This is a genomic window from Kitasatospora sp. NPDC056800 (assembly GCF_042789775.1).
Taxonomy (GTDB): Bacteria; Actinomycetota; Actinomycetes; order Streptomycetales; family Streptomycetaceae; genus Kitasatospora.
The window spans coordinates 1-1,523 of record NZ_JBHUAL010000416.1 but is presented as its reverse complement, the minus strand read 5'-3'; the positions used below and the strand labels follow the sequence as shown (position 1 = coordinate 1,523).

At 78.7% G+C, this 1,523-nt stretch carries 1 protein-coding gene; it reads right to left on the bottom strand.

Annotation, left to right across the window (positions count from 1 at the left end; all coding sequences use genetic code 11):
* Positions 1 to 1,316: serine/threonine-protein kinase (locus tag ACFRQN_RS40795; RefSeq protein WP_380745694.1), on the bottom strand; the 1,316-nt coding region annotated here is incomplete at its 3' end.
* Positions 1,317 to 1,523: the final 207 nt, after the last annotated feature.

Below are 1,523 nucleotides of genomic sequence, written 5' to 3'. Positions count from 1 at the left end.
CCCGGGCCCGCCGCGGCGGCGGGCCCCGGGGCTGCCGGCGCCCGTGGGACCGGCGCGGGCGGCGGGGCTGCGGACGTGGCGTACGGCGGGGCGGTGGCCGGTCCGGGCCCGGCGGCGGGCGCGGGGCTCTCGCCCGTGCCCGGTCCGCCCGACGGTACGGGGGCCTGCGCGGGGGCGGACGGCTGTCCGGCGGGCGGGCGGCCGGCCTCGACGAGGGCGGCGGCCCCTGCCACCGCGGACCCGGCCGCGGGCCCGGCGACGGCGGCGCCGGGCGGCGTGGCGTCCCGGCCGGGCCGTACCACCGTCGCCCCGGCGGCCCCGGCCACGCAGAGCAGCGTCAGTGCCGTCACCCCGGCCAGCGCCCGCAGGCGGCGCCCGGCCCGGGGTATCCGCCGGGCGACGGACCGGGCGACGGGCCGCTCCGGGCCCGACGGCGACACCGCCGCCTCGCCCGCCGCGAGGGCCTGGCGCAGCGCCGCGGCCATCGTCGCCGCGTCGGGCCAGCGCTCGCCGGGGTCCTTGGCCATCGCCCGCTCGACCACCGCCCGCACCGGCGCGGGCACGTCCCCGGGCAGCGGCGGCACGGGCTCCGCCAGGTGCTTGAGGATCAGTTCGAGGGCGGTCTCCCCGTCGTACGGGAGCCGACCGGCGAGGCACTCGTAGAGGACCACGCCGAGCGCGTAGAGGTCCGCCGAGGCGGTGACCGTCCCGGTGGAGGCCTGTTCCGGCGCCTGGTAGGCGGCGGTGCCCAGCACCACCCCGGGTACGGTGAACCGGGGGTCGCAGGCGGGGCCGGCGATGCCGAAGTCCGCGATCACCGTCCGGTCGCCGTTGACCATCAGGTTGGCGGGTTTGATGTCCTGGTGGACCACCCCGGACGCGTGCGCGGCCTCCAGCGCCTCCAGCACCTGGAGGGCCAGCCGCAGCGCCTCGGCCACCGGCAGGGCTCCGCGCCGCTCCAGGACGGCGCTCAGCGGCTGACCGTCGATCAGCTCCATCACCAGGTAGCCGACCGGGCGCCGCCCGTACGCACCGCCGTGCCCGTCGCCGTGCCCGTCGCCGCCGGCCCCGTCGCCGCCGCTGTGCCCGTAGTCGTACACGCCGACGATGCCCGGGTGCCGCAGCCGGGCCATGACGCGGGCCTCGGCGTGGAAGCGCTCGGCGAAGCCAGGCTCGTCCAGCAGGGCCGGCTTCACCACCTTGACCGCCACCCGGCGGCCCAGGACCTCGTCCTCGGCGAGCCACACGTCGCCCATCGACCCGCCGCCGAGCCAGTCCACCAGCCGGTAGCGGTCGGCGAGCACGGTGCCGCGCAATGCTTCTCCCTGAATCGAGCCCGAGGGGGCCGGAGCGGATCCGGGGGCCGGCCCGGTCCCCTGGGCGCGCCCTGGTCCGGGACGCCCTCCGAGGATCGTGGCACCGGCTGATAGTTACTGACTTGCCATCATATGAATGATGTTCAGCTCGGGCCATCACCACCCCGCGCCCGCGGCACCACGAACGGCGGGGCGGCACCGCAGTGC